Annotated in this window: 17 protein-coding genes and 1 pseudogene; 8 read left to right on the forward strand and 10 right to left on the reverse strand. The window is 63.5% G+C overall.

Annotated elements, in window-relative coordinates; translation table 11 throughout:
- Window positions 1–30: 30 nt before the first annotated feature.
- The 4 genes and pseudogenes from L6637_RS19775 to L6637_RS19790 form a co-directional block, all read right to left on the reverse strand.
- Window positions 31–765, reverse strand: coding sequence for a DUF899 domain-containing protein (locus L6637_RS19775; protein WP_237860525.1), 735 nt, complete (start codon window positions 763–765; stop codon window positions 31–33).
- A gap of 21 nt (window positions 766–786) precedes the next feature.
- Window positions 787–1,119: pseudogene (locus L6637_RS19780) on the reverse strand (SRPBCC family protein); the annotation flags it as partial.
- 11 nt (window positions 1,120–1,130) lie between these two features.
- Window positions 1,131–1,583: an ArsR/SmtB family transcription factor gene (locus L6637_RS19785; protein WP_237860527.1), complete on the reverse strand. Its 453-nt coding sequence runs from the start codon at window positions 1,581–1,583 to the stop codon at window positions 1,131–1,133.
- Between the two features lie 105 nt (window positions 1,584–1,688).
- On the reverse strand, window positions 1,689–2,663 hold the full coding sequence (locus L6637_RS19790) for a Bug family tripartite tricarboxylate transporter substrate binding protein (protein WP_237871781.1): 975 nt from the start codon (window positions 2,661–2,663) through the stop codon (window positions 1,689–1,691).
- A gap of 123 nt (window positions 2,664–2,786) precedes the next feature.
- Between L6637_RS19790 and L6637_RS19795 the strand changes: the two genes are divergently transcribed.
- Together L6637_RS19795 and L6637_RS19800 are read left to right on the forward strand one after the other, a co-directional pair.
- Window positions 2,787–3,197, forward strand: coding sequence for a VOC family protein (locus L6637_RS19795; RefSeq protein ID WP_237860532.1), 411 nt, complete (start codon window positions 2,787–2,789; stop codon window positions 3,195–3,197).
- Window positions 3,198–3,290: 93 nt separating this feature from the next.
- Window positions 3,291–4,871 (forward strand): AMP-binding protein, encoded by a 1,581-nt coding sequence (locus tag L6637_RS19800; protein ID WP_237871783.1) that lies wholly within the window; start codon window positions 3,291–3,293, stop codon window positions 4,869–4,871.
- Window positions 4,872–4,888: 17 nt separating this feature from the next.
- Here L6637_RS19800 and L6637_RS19805 read toward each other — a convergent pair whose 3' ends face one another.
- The 3 genes from L6637_RS19805 to L6637_RS19815 form a co-directional block, all read right to left on the reverse strand.
- On the reverse strand, window positions 4,889–5,983 hold the full coding sequence (locus tag L6637_RS19805) for an HD-GYP domain-containing protein (RefSeq protein ID WP_237871785.1): 1,095 nt from the start codon (window positions 5,981–5,983) through the stop codon (window positions 4,889–4,891).
- A gap of 251 nt (window positions 5,984–6,234) precedes the next feature.
- On the reverse strand, window positions 6,235–8,529 hold the full coding sequence (locus tag L6637_RS19810) for a xanthine dehydrogenase family protein molybdopterin-binding subunit (RefSeq protein WP_237860539.1): 2,295 nt from the start codon (window positions 8,527–8,529) through the stop codon (window positions 6,235–6,237).
- Window positions 8,526–9,017, reverse strand: a complete 492-nt coding sequence (locus L6637_RS19815; RefSeq protein WP_057754010.1) for a (2Fe-2S)-binding protein — start codon at window positions 9,015–9,017, stop codon at window positions 8,526–8,528. The genes L6637_RS19810 and L6637_RS19815 overlap by 4 nt, the downstream gene beginning before the upstream one ends.
- Before the next feature lie 342 nt (window positions 9,018–9,359).
- Between L6637_RS19815 and L6637_RS19820 the strand changes: the two genes are divergently transcribed.
- The 4 genes from L6637_RS19820 (at window position 9,360) to L6637_RS19835 (ending at window position 11,915) form a co-directional block, all read left to right on the forward strand.
- Window positions 9,360–10,124, forward strand: a complete 765-nt coding sequence (locus L6637_RS19820) for an alpha/beta fold hydrolase (protein WP_237871787.1) — start codon at window positions 9,360–9,362, stop codon at window positions 10,122–10,124.
- A gap of 24 nt (window positions 10,125–10,148) precedes the next feature.
- A complete protein-coding gene (locus tag L6637_RS19825) occupies window positions 10,149–10,490 on the forward strand; it encodes a hypothetical protein (RefSeq protein WP_237860543.1) in 342 nt (113 codons plus the stop codon).
- Window positions 10,491–10,540: 50 nt separating this feature from the next.
- Window positions 10,541–11,215 (forward strand): dienelactone hydrolase family protein, encoded by a 675-nt coding sequence (locus L6637_RS19830; protein WP_237860545.1) that lies wholly within the window; start codon window positions 10,541–10,543, stop codon window positions 11,213–11,215.
- 217 nt (window positions 11,216–11,432) lie between these two features.
- On the forward strand, window positions 11,433–11,915 hold the full coding sequence (locus L6637_RS19835; RefSeq protein ID WP_237871789.1) for a hypothetical protein: 483 nt from the start codon (window positions 11,433–11,435) through the stop codon (window positions 11,913–11,915).
- Window positions 11,916–11,933: 18 nt separating this feature from the next.
- Here L6637_RS19835 and L6637_RS19840 read toward each other — a convergent pair whose 3' ends face one another.
- From L6637_RS19840 to L6637_RS19850, 3 genes are all read right to left on the reverse strand, one after another.
- Window positions 11,934–12,638, reverse strand: coding sequence for a polysaccharide biosynthesis/export family protein (locus L6637_RS19840; RefSeq protein WP_237860549.1), 705 nt, complete (start codon window positions 12,636–12,638; stop codon window positions 11,934–11,936).
- 228 nt (window positions 12,639–12,866) lie between these two features.
- The gene (gene msrA / locus L6637_RS19845; protein ID WP_237860551.1) at window positions 12,867–13,523 is read right to left on the reverse strand and encodes a peptide-methionine (S)-S-oxide reductase MsrA; all 657 of its coding nucleotides are present in this window, start codon (window positions 13,521–13,523) and stop codon (window positions 12,867–12,869) included.
- 198 nt (window positions 13,524–13,721) lie between these two features.
- On the reverse strand, window positions 13,722–14,039 hold the full coding sequence (locus L6637_RS19850) for a hypothetical protein (protein ID WP_237871791.1): 318 nt from the start codon (window positions 14,037–14,039) through the stop codon (window positions 13,722–13,724).
- 389 nt (window positions 14,040–14,428) lie between these two features.
- Between L6637_RS19850 and rpsT the strand changes: the two genes are divergently transcribed.
- Together rpsT and dnaA are read left to right on the forward strand one after the other, a co-directional pair.
- The gene (gene rpsT / locus L6637_RS19855) at window positions 14,429–14,695 is read left to right on the forward strand and encodes a 30S ribosomal protein S20 (protein WP_092289289.1); all 267 of its coding nucleotides are present in this window, start codon (window positions 14,429–14,431) and stop codon (window positions 14,693–14,695) included.
- A 1,320-nt stretch (window positions 14,696–16,015) separates the two neighbouring features.
- Window positions 16,016–17,428, forward strand: a complete 1,413-nt coding sequence (dnaA, locus tag L6637_RS19860) for a chromosomal replication initiator protein DnaA (protein ID WP_237861308.1) — start codon at window positions 16,016–16,018, stop codon at window positions 17,426–17,428.
- Window positions 17,429–17,437: the final 9 nt, after the last annotated feature.

The raw sequence follows: 17,437 nt of genomic DNA on the forward strand, positions 1-17,437 counted from the left end.
GACACCTTTGGTGTAGACCGAATAGCCCCCTCACCCGTGACAGCACGCGCCTTTCGCCTGCGGCTCATACTGGTCGCGCAAACGCACCCAGTCCATCGGATAGGGCAGGCCTTCCTCGTGACGCCCGAGCGGAGTGAGGTCGAGATATTGGTAAGCCGCGTTCATCATGTCGAGGCCGCGGGCAAAGCAGGAATAGGTGTGAAAGATCTCGCCGGCCTCGTTGCGAAAGAACACGCTGATGCCGGGCAGCTCCGGGCCATAGAACGGCGTGGTGCCGAAATTGTATTTCGGCACGCCCTGGTCGATCTGCTCGCGCGTGAACGAGACCTCGTAATCGTAATTGAAGTCGCTGTTGCCTGATGAGACCCAGTCGAAGGTCCAGCCCATGCGCTTCTTGAAGGCCTCGAGTTTTGCGCTAGGTGCCAGCGAGATAGCGACCATGGTGGTGTCGCGCGCCACCAAATGCGGCACCATGCGCTCGAAGCCATCCACCCAGAACGAACAGCTCTTGCAAGCGGCCTCCCAATCCGGCGCAAACATCACGTGCTGGACCACGAGCTGCGGACGCCCCTTGAAGAGATCGCCAAGCGTCACCTTGCCGTTCGGCCCGTCGAATACATAACTCTTGTCGACCTTCACCCAGGGCAAGGCCCGGCGCTCCTCGGCCAGACGTTCGCGGGCCTGCGAAAATTCCTTCTCATGCGTCAGATGGGCTTTGCGGGCTGCGACCCATTGCTCGCGCGAGACGATCTGATGTTGCTGCATAATATCCTCCTCTGACAGGGATCAGGCGACGAAGCTATCGAGCTTATTAAAGAATGAACTCCAGCCGCGCTGGTGGTTGTCGCGCGCGGCCTCGTCGAAGAACTGGGCATGATGGAAGATCATCAACGTGCCGATGTTGTCGGGCTTCAACGTGATCGTCACCAGCGATTCGCGCTCCGGCGTCGAGTGCCAGGCCCAGGTGAAAACCAGCCGCTCATGCGGCACGACCTCGCGATAGATCCCCCCGGCTTCGAAATATTCACCGTCGTCGCGGGTGAACGAGATGCGGTAGCGACCGCCGGCGCGAACGTCGAGCTCGGCGTTCAGCGTCGCCGGCTTCATGTTCGGCGGCCCGAACCATTGAACTAGTTGTTCGGCTTGCGTCCAGGCGGCGAAGACTTTTTCCGGCCGCGCGCGGAGCCGGCGCGTGAGCGTGAGGCTTGGACCTTCATCTGCCCGTTCGGCTGCATTGGCGACTGCGTTGACCATGGTTTGTCCTCCACAAAGGCGGCAAGTCGGTCGAAGCTCTCGGACCAGAACTGTGCGTAGCGATTGAGCCAGTTCATCGCCTGCTCCATCGGCTGCGCGGTGAGCCGGCAGGACACGGTGCGCCCGGTCTTTTCGCGCACGATCAGGCCCGCGTCGGTGAGCACGTCGAGATGCTTCATGATCGCCGGCAGCGAGACCGGAAACGGCGCCGCCAGCTCGCTTACCGACAGATTTTCGTTCTCGACAAGCCGCGCCAGCAACGCCCGCCGCGTCGGATCGGACAGCGCCGCAAAGGTGCGATCGAGTGCCTCGTCTTTATACTTAACCATAAGGTTTAGTATAGGCGCGGAGGCCCTCCTGTCAATCGGGAACCACGCAAGAAAAAAGCCCCGCCTTTCGGCGGGGCTTCATTCGTGGTGTCGATCACGAGACTGCTACTCGACCTTGAGGCCGGCGAACTCGACGACCTTTTTCCACTTGGCGGTCTCGGCCTCGATGTCCTTGCCGAACGCCTCTGGCGCCTCCACCAGCGGATCGCCGCCGAGCTCGACCAGGCGCTTGGTCATCTCGGGCTCCTTCATGAGCGTGTTGACCTCGTTGTTGAGCTTGGCGATCAGGTCCTTGGGCATGTTCTTCGGTGCGCCCATGCCGAACAGCGCGCTCGCCTCGTAGTCCTTCACGGTCTCGCCGATCGCAGGCACATCAGGCAGTTGCGGCGAGCGCTGCGCCGTGGTCACGCCGAGCGCCCGCAGCGAGCCGGAGCGGATATGCTGGATGATCGAGGGCATGTTGTCGAAGATCACCTGCACCTGGCCGCCGAGCATGTCGGTGATCGCGGGCGCGGCGCCGCGATAGGGCACGTGCTGCATCTTGCAGCCGGTCATCGCCATGAACATCTCGCCCGACAGATGCACCGAGGTGCCATTGCCTGACGAAGCCATGTTCACCTTGCCGGGATTAGCCTTCACATACTCGATGAACTCGGCAACGGTTTTGGCCGGCACATCCTTGTTGACGGTCATCACGTTCGGCACGCGCTGGAACGCGGCGATCGGCGCGATGTCACGAATGAAGTTGAATTTGAGATTGGCGTAGAGCGTCGCGTTGATGTAATTCGCCGGATTGACCAGCAGCACCGTGTAGCCGTCGGGTTCGGCGTTCACGACGGATTCGGTTCCGATATTGTTGCCGGCACCCGGCTTGTTCTCGACCACGAATTGCTGGCCGAGCCGCTCCGACAGGCGCTGGCCGATCAGCCGCGCCAAAATGTCGGTGGCGCCGCCGGGCGGATAACCCACCACGAACTTCACCGGTCGGGACGGATAATCCGCTGCAAGAGCCTTCGACAGCGGGCTGGCCGCAAGCGGAGTCGCGGCGAGCAGGCCCAACGCGGTACGGCGAGTGATCATCTCAAGGGTTCTCCCAGTGTTGTTCTTGAAGCCTGATATCTTGAAAGCTGCGTCGGCGGCGTTGTAACAAAGCCCATCTGCTGCGGAAAGTCCGCAAGGTCCTCGGTGACGAAAGGATAAGGCATGCCGGTGAAGGTTCAGGCCCTCGATCACCTCGTCATCAACGTTGTCGACGTCGCTGCGACCGCCGAGTGGTATCGCAAGATCCTCGGGATGGAAGTCAAGGTATTCGACCCCGGTGGCGGCAAAGCGCCGCGGACCTCGCTTCAATTTGGCCAGCAGAAGATCAACGTGCGGCCGCGTGACGCCGACAAGGTGGAGTGGTTCACGGCCGACCACCAGACTGCCGGCAGCGAGGACCTATGCTTTCTCACCTCCTCAACGCCCGACGAGGTGGTGGCGCATCTAAAGGCCCACGGCGTCGCAATCGAGGAAGGCCCCGTTCCAAGGCAGGGCGCCCGCGGCACGCTGCGCTCGGTCTATTGCCGGGATCCGGATGGCAGCCTGATCGAAATTTCGTCGTACGAGGATTGACGCCTCCATTTGCGCCCCGCGCCGTCCAATGGCAGGAAGACGCAATAATCCATAAGCGGCCGCCATCAGGATGCAGGCTGCACGGGAGGACACATGGCTATCCAACAAACCGCAGCCGGTATCGTGGGCCCGTTCGACGGGCTCGACGTACCCTGGCTGCTGAGGATGCGCGCCGAAGTGCGGCGTGACCACCCGTTCCTGATCTGGGCGCCGTTCGATGCGCCGGCGCGACACTGGAGCTATGGCGAGTTTCACGAGCGGGTCGGCGCACTCGCCGCGGGGCTCGCGAGGCGGGGCGTAAAGCCGGGCGAGTACGTGCTCATTCACCTGGACAATTGCATCGAAGCGCTGCTGGCCTGGTTTGCCTGCGTTGAACTCGGGGCCATCGCCGTTACCACCAACACGCGTTCGGCGCCGGCGGAGATGGAGTATTTCTCCGATCATTGCGGCGCGGTCGCCGCGATCACGCAGCCGGCCTATGCGGAAGTCGTCGCGCAGAACTGCCGCAACCTCAGCTGGATGGCGGTGATTTCGCACGATGCGGGCGCCGCGCCGGCACAGGTCGTCTCGCGCGGCGACAGTTTCAAGTCACTTTTCGCGGACAGCGCCGATCGGCCGAAGCGCGAGACCGATCCGCTCGCGCCATGCAGCGTGCAGTACACCTCCGGCACGACGTCGCGGCCGAAGGCCGTGCTGTGGACCCACGCCAACGCGCTGTGGGGCGCCAAGATCAATGCTGCGCATGAGGACCTTCACGCAAGCGACGTGCACCAGACCTATCTGCCGCTGTTCCACACCAACGCGCTGGCCTATTCCATGCTGGCGACGCTGTGGGTCGGGGCGACCTGCGTGATCCAGCCGCGCTTCTCCGCAAGCCGGTTCTGGAACGTTGCGCGCGAGCACGGCTCGACCTGGACCTCGACCATTCCGTTCTGCATGAAGGCGCTGCTCGAGCAGGAGATCCCGCGGGATCACAAATTCCGCCTGTGGGGCACGGCGGTGAACGAGCCCCCGCCGTTTGCCGCGTTCGGCGTCAAGATCATCGGCTGGTGGGGCATGACCGAGACCATCACCCACGGCATCATCGGCGAGGTCGATCAGCCCAACATCCCGATGTCGATCGGCCGTGCCGCGCCCGAGTATCAGATCCGCGTCACCGACGATGACGGCCGGCGGACCGCGGTCGGCGACACCGGCAATCTCGCGATCAAGGGAATCCCGGGCCTGTCGCTGTTCGCCGAATATCTTCACAACGAGAAGGCGACGCGCGAGAGCTTTGACGAGCACGGCTTCTTCCTCACCGGCGATCGCGTCACGCGGCTGGACAACGGCTTCATCAAGTTCGGCGACCGCGCCAAGGACATGCTGAAGGTCGGCGGCGAGAACGTCGCGGCCTCCGAGATCGAGCAGGTCATCGCAATTGTATCGGGCGTGCGCGAGGCCGCGGTGGTGGCGAAGAAGCATCCGATGCTGGATGAGGTGCCCGTCGTCTTCATCATCCCGCATGGCGGCGTCGCGGGTGCGCCGCCTGATCTGCAGGACCGCGTGATGGCGGCCTGCCGCAAGGGCCTTGCCGACTTCAAGGTGCCGCGCGAGATCAGGCTCGTCGACGACATGCCGCGCTCGACCCTGGAGAAGGTGGCGAAGGCGGAGCTGCGGAAGATGGTGGAGTGACGCGGCGGACCGCCGCCTCAGAACGATCCCAGCGCCACCGGGCGGAACGCCTGCAGCAGTTGCTGGTCGAGCTTGCCGCCCATGCCTTCCATCATCGTGAAGGCGCGGGAGTGGGTGAACGGCATGCGGTAGGCGCGCTTCTCGACGAGCGCTGCATAGATGTCGACGATCGTCGTCAGGCGCACGATATCGCTGATCTGGTTCGACGACAGGCCATTCGGATATCCGCTTCCGTCGAGGAATTCGTGGTGATGCAGCACGACGTCAAGCATCTCCGGTGGGAAGCCGCCTTGCGCCGCGAGCGCGTCATAGCCGCGGCGGGGATGCTGGCGGACTTCGGCCATTTCCTCGTCGGTGAGCTTGCCCGCCTTGTCGAGCAGCGCGGACGGAACGAAGGCCTTGCCGACATCGTGCAGCAGCGCCGCGCGTGTCAGGCGACGCTGGTCGTCCTCGCGCATGCCGAGATGCTGGGCGAAGGACACCGCAAAGCCGGTGACGAACAGGCAGTGCCTGTAGCTGCCGACATGGTGGCAGCCGACGGTGGTGAGCCACTCGCGCAGCGAGGAATGCTTGATCGCCTTCAGGATCTTGTTCTCGGCGGCGATGATGTCGTCGAAGGTCAAGGGAATGCCGAGCGGCAGCTTCTCGAACATCTTCTTCAGCACCGCGTGCGCCGCCTCGACGCCGCGGTTGAGCGTCTTGCCGCGATCGGTCGCGTCATAGACGGCTGTGTCCGGGAAGGCGGCGCGGATGCGCTGCAGGATCGCCTCGGCCTGCAGCGGCCGCGAGATGGTGTCGGTGGCGCCGAGCGCCCAGGCCTGCATGGTGCCGTGATGCAGCGCATCGGCCAGCACGAACAGCCGCGGCATCGAACGGTAGGCCTCGCCGCGCAGCTTGTTGCGCACGCGCTGCACGCTTTCGGGCGAACGGAGGTTGATGTCGACGACGAGGCCGCAGAGATCGCGCGAGGGCTGCTCGGGAATCTCCTGCGTGGTCACCGTCGAGACCTCACCAACCGCCTTCAGGATGCTGGCGAGCTCGGTGCTCGCATCGCTCCGGTCGGAGGCAAGCAGAAGCCGGCGTTTGTTGGCGGATTTGGCTGGCGCGTTCATGGCTTCCCCAAAAGCACGGGAGTGTATTTGGCATCAGCCTAAGCCGGATCAGGTTCTCCGGCTCTTAAGAGGCGTGCTCAACGGAACCTGCCAAAATTGCACGCAATTTTACGGATCGGGTTCCCACGAGGGCGAAAACAACCCCATGCACCGTAGAACGGCCATTGAAAACACTGGCTTTTTGGCAAAGAAAAATCCGCCGGAGGTGGCCCTCCGGCGGATCATCTCAGCTCACAACTGCAAGCAGCAGCCTACGCCTTCATCGCCCCCTTCACGGCTTCCGCCGTGATCGGCAGCGCCCGGACGCGGGCGCCGGAGGCGTTGAAGATGGCGTTGCCGATGGCAGGCGCCACGACCGTCACCGCGGGCTCGCCGACACCAGTGGCCTTCTCGCCATTGGCGATCACGGCGACCGCGACCTCCGGCATCTGGCTCATGCGCAAGGGCCTGTAGCTATCGAAATTGGTCTGCTCGATGCCACCGTCCTTCAGCGTCGCCTTCTCGTGCATCGCAAGTGACAGGCCCCACAGTGCCGCGCCCTCGACCTGGGCGCGGATGTTGTCGGGATGCACCTGCGTGCCGACGTCGGTTGCGACCGTGAGCTTCTTCACGGTCACCTCACCCGAGGGGGCCACCGCAACATGCGCGACGCAAGCGGTCCAGCTTGCGGTCGCACGTTCCTGCGACGACACGCAGGCGACGCCCATGCCTTCACCCTTCGGCAGCTTCTTGGTGCCGTAGCCGGCGAGGCCCATCGCGGCGAGCAGCGTGTTGCGCAGCCGCTGCGCGCCGCCGTCGTTCTTGCCGGCGCCGTCGAGCAGCGAGATGCGGAATTGCGCCGGATCCTTGCCGGTCGCCGCCGCGATCTCGTCGATCATGCTTTCGACCGCCCAGAAGGTCCAACCCGGCGCCACCGAGCGGAGCTGGCCCGACGGGGTGGCGTTGTGCGCCATCTCGTTCTTGATCGCGCGCACGTTATGGTTCGGCACCGTGTAGAAGAAGTCCGAACCGTTCACCGTGAACGCGTCGAGCGGGCCCTTCTTGTCGACCGAGGGCGACAGGAAGTCGGGGATGCCCCAGCGCTGGGTCGGCCAGGCCGAGACCACGTCGTGGCTGAGCGCGACGAGCTTGCCGTCGCCGTCCACGCCGGCCTTTACTTTTTGGTAGGTGAGCGGACGCGAGAAATCCATCGTCATGTCGTTCTCGCGCGTGTAGATCACCTTCACCGGCTTGCCCACGGCCTTCGCCGCCTGCACTGCCGGCACCATCATGTCGGCGTCGAGCCTGCGGCCGAAACCGCCGCCGAGCCACATCTGGTGCATCACCACGAACTTCGGATCGATCCCGGCGGCGCCCGCCGCAATCGCGCCGGAGCGCGTCGCGAACTGGTTTCCGGAATAGATGTGCAGGATGTCGCCCTTGAACTCCGCGGTGGCGTTCATCGGCTCCATCGGCGCGTGGATGTTGATGCTGGTGGTGTATTCCGCCTCCAGCACCTTGGCCGCCGAGCCCAGCGCGGCTGACACGTCGCCGTCCTTGACGAAGAACTGACCGGAATCGTCGAGCCCCTGAAGCCGCTTGGCTTCGTCAAGCAACGACTGGCTCGACAGCTTCGCATTCGGCCCGCCGTCGTAGGCGATCTTCAGCGCCGCCGCGGCCTTCTTGGCGTTGGCGTAGGTGCTCGCGACCGCGACCACCCAGCCCGTTGTCGTCTGGGTCTTGTCGTCGAGGGTGACGGCCTTGATGAAGCCCGGCACCTTCTTTGCGTCGCTGTCGTCGACCGATTTCACCGTGGCGCCGTAGCGCACCGGCGGGGTGACCACCGCGCCATAGGCCATACCCGGAATCATCACGTCGATGCCGTATTTGGCCGTGCCGTTGGTCTTGGAGGGGATGTCGATCTGCGGCACCGACACGCCGATCATGGTGTATTGATCAGGCGTCTTCAGCTTGATCGCCTTCAGCTCGTCGGGCGTGAAGGTCTTCGTTGCCTTGCCGCTCTTGACGATGTCGGCGAAGCTCATCGACTTCTTGGACTTCGGATGCGTGACCATGGAGTCGCGCACGACCAGCTCGTCCTTGAAGTAGGGCGGCAGGCCCATGGCGGCGGCAGCGCCTTCTGTCAGCGCCATGCGCCCGGCGGCACCCGCCCGGCTCATCGCTTCGAAGTTCATCATGGTCGACCAGCTGCCGCCGGTGATCTGCGCACCGAGGACCGGATCGTTGAACTTCGGATCGTTGGAGGCGAGGTTGACCCGCATGTCGCTCCATTTCGCGCCCAGCTCTTCGCAGACGATCTGCGCCATGGTGGAGGCGATGTGTTGGCCCATGTCGGCCTTGCCGCAGGTCACGGTGACGAGACCCTCCGGCGAGATCGAGTACCAGACGCTCGGCTCGAAATTAGCAGGCGCGGCAGCAAGCGCCTCGCCAACACCGGGCACGCCGGCGTAGCCGAGCACGAGGCCGGTTGCGGCCGTGCCGACCAGGAAGGAGCGGCGGCTGAAATCAGTGGTCTCAGGTGTGACGTTCTTCACGTGCTTGTTCATGTGGGCCTCCGCTCGTTGCCGGCGGCGGATGCAGTACGCATCTCGGTGGCGGCGCGCATGATCGCCTTCTGGATCCGCGAATAGGTCATGCAACGGCAGAGATTGCCGTCCATATGCGCCACGACCTCTTCCTTGGTCGGATTGGAATTCTTCGCCAGCAGCGAAGCCGCCTGCATGATCTGCCCCGACTGGCAGTAACCGCATTGCGGCACCTGCTCGGCGATCCATGCCTTCTGCAAGGGATGATCGCCCTTGGCGGAAAGACCTTCGATGGTGGTGATCTTCTTGCCGGCGACATCGCCGACCATGGTCTGGCACGAGCGTACGGCTTCGCCGTTGACGTGCACGGTGCAGGCACCGCACAGGCCGGCACCGCAGCCGAATTTCGTGCCGGTCATCTGCAATTGTTCGCGGATGGCCCAAAGGAGCGGCGTGTCGTTTGCCGCATCCACGGACATACTCCGCCCGTTGATCGTGAGCGTTGGCATAGGCGTCTTCCCCTGCCGGTGCATGAAGCCGCTTACGGCGGCGACTTGAGTGACGGACGCCCACCGGGCTGGCCTCCGCCTTGTGCGCAAGAATGATCGTGTTCGCGCACAGAGGCAAATGCAATTTGGAACCGATCGAGACAAACTCGGAAATCACGTGTTGTGCGTTGCGACAACGGCGCTGACGTTAGCGACTGGACACAACAAGATGGCGCGGCGAGGAATGCATCCATCGCAATCGCGACGGTTTCCTCCGAGTAACCGCACAGGCTAGGATGTGAGGTCAGCCAACGCTGACCTCGCGGCGACAGTTCTCGACAATAGAAAGAAGAGGCGGAAGCAATGCCAAGGATCGATCGGGACGGCGTCGGCATCTACTACGAGATTCATGGCGATGGGCCGCCGCTGTTGCTCACCCATGGCTATTCCTCGACCTCGGCGATGTGGAATGGGCAGATCGACGCGCTGGCGAAAGACCACAAGCTCGTGCTGTGGGACATGCGCGGTCACGGCCAGTCCGACTATCCCGATGATCCCAAAGCCTACAGCGAAGCGCTCACGGTCGGCGACATGGCGGCGATCCTCGATGCCGTCGGCGCCGAGCGCGCCATCATCGGCGGGCTGTCGCTCGGCGGCTACATGTCGCTCGCGTTCTATCGCGCCCATCCCGCACGCACGCGCGCATTGCTGATCATCGACACTGGTCCGGGCTTCAAGAAGGACGACGCACGCGAGGCCTGGAATGCGCGGGCGCTCGCCACCGCCGACAAGCTCGACCAGGAAGGTCTCGCTGTGCTGAAGGCGGCGACCCGCGAGCGCGCCACCGCCAGCCACCGCAACGCCAAGGGGCTGGCGCTCGCCGCGCGCGGTATGCTGACCCAGCGCGATGCCGCGGTGATGGAGCTGCTGCCTGATATAAAGGTGCCGTCGCTGATCGTGGTCGGCGCCGACGACACGCCGTTCCTGGCGGCGTCGGATTACATGGCGGCCAAGATCCCCGGCGCACAAAAGGTCGTGATCCCCGCGGCCGGACACGCCGTCAACATCGACCAGCCCAAGGCTTTTGTTGACGCCGTGGTGCCTTTCCTGAAGAACTTGCCGGCATAGGCGGCGAGACGAGGATTCACGACCATGAAGCGGGCAATCTTGGCTGCGGGCGCGGCGCTTCTCTCAATGGCGGCGTCGGCGCAGGCGGAGCCGTTCGGCACGGTGCCGTTGCGCCGTCCCTTCGTCGACACCTTGTCGAACAACATGCCCCTGGCGTTCGGGATGGACGCGGACCAAACCGCGCATGCGCTCGGCCAGCCCCTGCAATACGTCAAGGGACGGCCCGGCAACGAGATCTATCTCGCTCTTCGCGACCTCGGTGGCAGCGGACTGGTGCCGTCCCGTCACCGCCTGTTCCTGCAATTCCGTCATGGACGGCTGGCAGGATGGAAAGAGGACTACGGCGACAACTGGATGTGGGAGTGACTGATAACTGCGAACCCCGCATCAACGATCAACCAAGAAGGACAACCCGCGTGGGACAAGACATCAAACTGACGGCGTCGGACAATTTCCAGCTTGGCGCCTATCGCGCCGATCCGACCAGCGCGCCGAAGGGCGCGGTGGTGGTGATCCAGGAGATTTTTGGCGTCAATCATCACATCCGCTCGGTCTGCGACCGCCTCGCAGGCGAGGGCTATGTCGCGATCGCGCCGTCGATCTTCGACCGGACGTCGCCAGGCTTCCAGTCGGGCTACACGCCCGATGAGATCGCGGAAGCTCGCAAGTTCGTCGCCAATCCGGATTGGGCGGCGATGCTGCGAGACACGCAAGCCGCGATCGATGCGGTAAAGGGTGTCGGCCCGGTCGGCATCATCGGCTTTTGCCTCGGCGGCAGCGTCGCCTTTGTCGCGGCGACGCGACTGACGGGCCTGAAGGCCGCGATCGGCTATTATGGCGGCGCCGTCGTGCGCTTTGCCGACGAGACGCCGAAGGTGCCGACGCAATTGCATTTCGGCGAGAAGGATGCCGGCATTCCTCTCACCGACGTCGAGACCGTCAAGGCAAAGCGGCCTGACGTCGAGGTCTTCATCTATCCCGGCGCCCAGCACGGCTTCCATTGCGACGAGCGGCCGAGCTACGACAAGGCCAGCTCCGAGATCGCCTGGCCGCGCAGCATGGCCTTTTTCGCGAAGCATCTGACGAAGTAGCGCGCGTAACTCTCTCCTCCGTCATTCCGGGATGCGCCGCGAAGCGGTGCAGGCCCGGAATCCATCAGGCCTCGGAGTCGGTGGCGCGATGGATTCCGGGCCCGCGACTTCGTCGCGCCCCGGAATGACGAGAGGAGAGAGCGGAAATCGGGTGGCTGCACCACGCCGCCCGGCGATAGAGCTGGCTGATCAAGCCAGGTCACGCCGGGAGAGCGTCATGCAACAGGCCAACACCAATATCGTCATTCGCAACCCGTTCGGCACCATGGATGTGCCTGCGCCCGGCGACGCTGAAGTCATGCACTACGCGATATCAGTTGCGCTTGCCGGCGATGCCGCGGACGTCAACGCGGCGCAATGGGCCTCCATTCCCGCACCTTCCGATCCACTCGAAGGCGCCTGGGCGAGCCGCTGGAACGGCGGTGCTGACCCGACCATATCGGGCGATACACCGGAGCTTTGGAAACAGGGGCGCGCAGAGGTGCGCATCGTGCGCGAGCGGATCTATCTGCGGTTCGATTGGGACAATGGCCGACGGCACGGGCTGATCGATGCTATCAGCGAGAGCGGCAATGGGCTGATCGGGAAATACATCAACCTGACCAATCCCGCGATCGTCAGGCCATGGATCGGGCTGGTGGTTGACACCAACAGGATCGACGGATGCTTTCCGAACGGGCGGCTTAATTTCAGGCGGTGAACGACGCGAGGCGCGCGACTAGAACCAGCGCTCGCCGACGAACACGGTGTCGCCGGGGCTGACGGGCGTGCCGAGCGGCACGACGGCGCGCATGGCGCCGCCGGCTTCGGTGTGGGTCACGGTGACCATGTCGCGCTTGGCGCGCGGCGAGAAGCCGCCGGCGATCGCGACCGCGCTCTCGACCGTCATGTTGGGCACGTAAGGATATTGGCCGGGGGCTGCGACTTCGCCGAGGATGAAGAACGGGCGGTAGGACTCGATCTCCACGGCGACAGACGGTTCGCGGATAAAGCCGTTGCGCAGGCGCGCAGCGATCTCTCCGGCAAGGCCCGCCGGGGTGCGGCCACGCGCCGGCACCGATCCGATCAGCGGCATGGTGATGGAGCCACCGGCATCGATGGCGTAACTGTTGGTGAGACCTTCCTGGCCGTAGACCACGACACGCAGCTTGTCGCCGGCATCGAGATGATACGAAGCGTCGTAGCGGACGGGGGCGGCCACCATCGGCGCGGCATAGGCGACCGGAACGGGCGCGGGACCCGAGGCAAAGGAATTGGTGAGCGCATCGATGGCGCCACCGCCATTGGCGACGACGACCGGCGGCGGCGCGCTGTAGGGCTGGCCATAGGCCATGGTGTCGAGATCGGGGCGGGGCTGCACATAAGCGACGGGGCCTGTGGTCTGCATGCAGCCGCCCAGGGTCAGCGCGGCGGACGCTGCCATGATCGACCATCGAAACGCGCGCAGAACCCGCACCGGACCATCCCTACAACCGAGACAGCTCCAGTCTTGCACCCGTTATGGTTAACAAAGGGTTGAGGGGGGCCTCGGCGCCAGCCGCTTGGTGTCATTCCGGGGCGACGCGTCAGCGTCGAACCCGGAATCTCGCGCTGCAATTTCTGGATTCCGGGTTCGCGCTGGCGCGCGCCCCCGGAATGACGGGTGGATGCCTTACGCGCTCACACCAACACCGATCGGGCACGACACGCCGGTGCCGCCCAGGCCGCAATAGCCGGCGGGGTTCTTCGCCAGATATTGCTGATGATAGTCCTCGGCAAAATAGAACGCGCCGGCAGGCCCGATCTCGGTGGTGATGGCGCCGAGACCCTTGGCCTTGAGCGCCTTCTGATAGAGCGCCTTCGACTCGTCTGCGGCCTGCTTCTGCGCATCGGAGGAGGTATAGATCGCACTCCGATATTGTGTGCCGACATCGTTGCCCTGGCGCATGCCCTGCGTCGGGTTGTGGTTCTCCCAGAACGTCTTCAGCAGCTTCTCGTAGGAGATCTTCTCGGGATCGAACACGACCAGCACCACTTCGGTGTGGCCGGTGCGGCCAGAGCAGGTCTCTTCATAAGTCGGGTTCGGCGTGTGACCGCCTGCATAGCCGACGGCAGTGGTGTAGATGCCCTCGCCAAGCTCCCAGAATTTCCGCTCGGCGCCCCAGAAGCAGCCGAGCCCGAATAAGGCTTGCTCGAGGCCCGCAGGATAGGGCGGCTTCAACTTGCTGCCGTTGACGAAATGGATGCTCGCGGTGGGGATCGGTTGCGCACGACCGGGCAGCGCGTCAGCTGCGCTCGGCAATGCGGTGGACTTGCGCATGAACAGCATGATGGATCTCCGAGAAACGAGCTGGCGCGCGCCTGAACTCGTTGCTCTGGCGGCGGGCTCGCGATCAGGTGGGAATATAGGTCTCTACGCAGGAAGCGGCAGTCTTGTTACGCCGCCCGCTCGCTGCTCAGTCCCGGCGGGAATTGAAGCTCAATCCCGGCGGGAATTGAAAGATCAATCCCGGCGGGAATTGAAAGATCAATCCCGGGTATAGCCGATCAGCGGCTTGCGCGGGCGGAACAGGATCATCAGCAAAATGCCGAGCAGGCCGAGGACGGCGAAAACCGGCTGGTCCAGCACCAGGCGGATCACCGAGGTCCACAGCCAGGGCGCCTTGGCCTCGATCCAGGCCCGGAAGGCGGACTGGCTGGCCTGGTTGATGTCATTCCAGAACTGGCCGAACCGGGTGAAACGGAGGGTCTGGTCGGCCACCCAGCGGGCACCGTCATAGACCATGAAGAAGAATCCGCCGGCCAGCAGCAGCAAGCCAATCAGTCGGAAAAAGCCGCGGATCATGCCCCACCCAATATGGTCACCCGATCGGACGACCCCTATAAACGCCGTCAGCCAATAGCCAAGAGACGGCAGAAATTCAACCTCATCAGGGCGTTACGGCCCTCCTTGGCGGCACCTCGGGCCCGCTTTTCCAGCCCCTAAAGCGTTGACGGTGCCAAAGACCCCCTCTATAAGGGCGCCAACTGGCGGCGGGCGCAATCCTGCCGCCGCTGTTCTTTGAGCAGTTGCAGGCTCTTTTGGGGCCTCAGAGATGGCCGCAAGGCTCATCGCTCATGTTCCGGGAACGGCCCAGCAACCGAACACCCTAAATCCGAGCGTCGATTCCGCGGTCAAGCTGCCGGCGCTACCCGACCAAGACGCGACCGGTACCCGCAAAGGACATTGAGACCATGGCCAACACTACCTCCGCCAAGAAAGCGACGCGCAAGATCGCCCGCCGCACCGCCGTCAACAAGTCGCGCCGCACCCAGATGCGCGGCGCCGTGCGTAACGTCGAAGAAGCCATCAAGACCGGCGACCGCGCCGCCGCCGCCAAGGCGCTGGCCGCCGCCGAGCCCGCGCTGATGCGCGCCGCCCAGCGCAACATCATTCACAAGAACAACGCCAGCCGCAAAGTCTCGCGCCTCACCGCGCAGATCGCCAAGCTCGCCAAGTAAGTTCGAGACGCTAGCTCGCGACGTCGGTTTGTCGCGCGAAGCCGATCGCTTCGTTCGATCTGTTGAAGCCAACATCGCAAGCCTCAATCAGCCCGGCTTTCACGCCGGGCTTTTTGTTGGCCGCCACAATTCACGCTTGCGGTCTCTTCACGCTTGCAGTCTTTGACGCGCGCCATCTTCCGTTGGAAGAGTCTCGTCGTCTTCGCTATGCTGTGTCCGTAGTTTTACCTGCCGTTGTTTTTGCAACAGCTGAAACCTTGGTTTGCGCTGCGGTGCGGTGCGAAAAACCACTGCGGCGCGGGCCTAAGTTGAATTCGCGCGAAGCAAAGTTCTGCACACCGTAGTTTCACCGGAACCTGTTTTCTGCTCGGGTTACCCTGTGAAACGAGACTCAAAAAACGGTGTCTCGCTAATCACTTATCGACATAGCGGCGACAAGCATTTGGAAAATTCGCTCGCACGTCGCGTGCGTGACGATTTTGTAAAAATTTTTTGGCGGTGGCGGAGTCGTTGTCACATGACACGCGCGATTTTCGAATCTGTGCACGAATCCAAAAACTTGGTCTCAAGGCTGTGAACAACTCGTGCGCGGCGTTAACGCTGGTCAAGTTTTTTGATGCCTCAAGTGTGAATCAATTTCGTTGCGAGTCTTTCCGCTTAGTGTATTCCTTAAGTCGTTCGCGGCGCCCACGATCTTGAGACCAGCGCGGTTTAAGAAACGGGGCGAGCGTGCAAATCGGCGGCGGTGTGCACGTAGGCGACGCTTCAACAAGCGATAGTCGGATCAAAACCCATAGCAATATGGGAACGGTAGCTCTTTGTCTTGACGTCTCCAAGCGAGATCTTCGCGATCACGCTCGCACCAAGCGCATGTGCAAGATACATGTGAGAGACATCTTGAGACTACCCCGATACGCATGATGGCGTGGCCGAGCGGACGACACGAGCAGACGGGCAGGACATCCGCGACTTGAGTACAGCGCGGAGGTTCTTTTACGCAGGACCTTGCCGTGAGCAATCACGGCAGGACGGGGAGGTATCATGTCCTACGGATTCAACGCGGTATTGACTTTAGCTTCATCCTCCAACGATGCCGTTTCCAATCCGTCCTGTGCGCAGCCCCCCTGTGACGGGGCGTCGAGTACGCGCTGACCTCGCGAACCCTCCATCTCCGACATCGCTGATCTGACCGCGGCGCTATCCGCCGAACGGTCGAGCTGTGCCCAAAAGATGGACTCGCTCGAGGTCGCGCCGTGCATGGCAGGAACTCTGCATGGCGCCCACCACGCAACCTTATCTCTCAAGAAAAGTTTTCAAATGATGACGACATCGGAACAGGATCGCTGGTCACGCGTGAAGAGCAGGTTGCGCTCGAACGTCGGCGAGGACATCTATACAAGCTGGTTTGCGCGCATGGATCTCGAAGGCGTGCAGGACGAGAGCGTGCGGCTCTCGGTCCCGACGCGCTTCCTGAAGAGCTGGATCCAGGCCCATTATGCCGAGCGCGTGCTGTCGTGCTGGCAGGCGGAGATGCCGGAAGTGCATCGCATCGATCTCACCGTCCGTTCCGCTGTGCGCCCCGTGGTGCAGCCGAAGGAAGCGCCTGCGCCGGTCGAAGCCCGCCGCACCCCTGCGCCGGAGCTGCGCTCGACCGCGACCGCGCCGGTTTCCGCCAACCATGACGCGCTCGGCGGCTCGCCGCTCGATCCGCGCCTGACCTTTGCGAGCTTCGTCGTCGGCCGCTCCAACACGCTGGCCCATGCCGCCGCGCGTCAGGTCGCAGAAGGCCGCCGCGGCGACCCTGTGATGTTCAACCCGCTCTACATCCATGCCGGCGTCGGCCTCGGCAAGACGCATCTGCTCCAGGCTGTGACCTGGGCGGGCAATTCGGGCAATGAGCGCAAGGTGCTCTATCTCACCGCCGAGAAATTCATGTACGGCTTCGTCGCCGCGCTGAAGACGCAGACGGCGCTGGCCTTCAAGGAAGCGCTGCGCGGCATCGACGTGCTCGTCATCGACGATCTCCAGTTCCTGCAGGGCAAGTCGACGCAGGCCGAGTTCTGTCACACGCTGAACGCGCTGATCGATGCCGGCCGTCAGGTCGTGATCGCGGCCGACCGTCCGCCGTCCGATCTGGAAAGCCTGGACGATCGCGTCCGCTCGCGCCTCGCCGGCGGTCTCGTGGTCGAAATGGGCTCGCTCGGTGAGGAGCTGCGGCATGGCATTCTCAAGTCGCGCGTCGCAGCTGCCCGCACCCATCATGCGACTTTCGACGTACCGGAAGAGGTGCTGCATTATCTGGCGCGCGCCATCACCCACAACGGCCGCGACCTCGAGGGCGCGATCAACCGGCTTCTTGCTCACTCGAAACTCAATAACCAGCCGGTGACGCTGGAGATGGCCGAGCGCGAGGTGCGCGACCTGATCCGCCCCTCGGAGCCGAAGCGGATCAAGATCGAGGACATCCAGCGCGTGGTGGCACGGCAGTATAATGTCAGCCGCTCCGACCTGCTGTCTTCGCGCCGGACCGCCAATGTGGTGCGTCCGCGCCAGGTGGCGATGTACCTCGCCAAGACGCTGACCCTGCGCTCCCTGCCCGAGATCGGACGCCGCTTCGGTGGCCGCGACCACACCACGGTGCTGCACGCCGTGCGCAAGATCGAGGCTCTGGTGTCCAAGGACAATGCGCTGTCCGAGGAGGTCGAGTCGCTCAAGCGCCAGCTGCAGGAATAAACGCCCAAG

It is taken from the genome of Bradyrhizobium zhengyangense (genome assembly GCF_022012435.1).
Taxonomy (GTDB): Bacteria; Pseudomonadota; Alphaproteobacteria; order Rhizobiales; family Xanthobacteraceae; genus Bradyrhizobium; species Bradyrhizobium zhengyangense.